Source organism: Nitrososphaerota archaeon (assembly GCA_029785825.1).
Taxonomy (GTDB): domain Archaea; phylum Thermoproteota; class Nitrososphaeria; order Nitrososphaerales; family Gagatemarchaeaceae; genus UBA183.
Map to the genome: position 1 here is coordinate 2880 of JAFLYY010000008.1, position 462 is coordinate 3341.

At 69.5% G+C, this 462-nt stretch carries 1 protein-coding gene; it reads right to left on the bottom strand.

The genetic code is table 11. The features are described 5' to 3' along the window. A partial coding sequence (locus JRN21_10820) for a hypothetical protein (GenBank protein MDG6989793.1) occupies nt 1-353 on the bottom strand: 353 nt, incomplete at its 3' end. Between the last annotated feature and the right edge of the window lie 109 nt (nt 354-462).

Genomic DNA, 462 nt, shown 5'->3' on the forward strand with positions numbered 1-462 from the left:
TCGTAGGTCGCCTTCGTCCCCGACGCCACCAGCATGTCCGAGAGCGCGGCGAAGACGAGGGAGGCTCCCCCGGCGCTCTCCCCGAACCCTTTCGACAGCGCCTCGAGCAGGAGGGCGGAGTTGCTCTCCGGAACGAGGACCTCGCTCTCCCTCTCCCCCGGCTTCGGATAGGAGACGTCGCTGTCAAGGAGGAGGAACCTCAGGCCGGGGGTTTCGGCCAGCGCGAGTGCGACAGGCCCCCCCTTCTGGGCGACGACGAGGGTGGTTCCCCCCACCTCCTCGACATAGTCCAGGACGTCCTTTTCGTAGCCTGCGGAGGGGTCGTACTCCAGGAGCACGACGTGGCCGCGCACGGCGCGCCCCTCCAGCCCGAGCCTCGCAGAGAGACGCTTGGCATGTGCCGGGGGAGGCCGGGTCGGCAGGGGCTGGGGGGCGAAGAGCCTGTCAAGCAGGTTCGTCCCT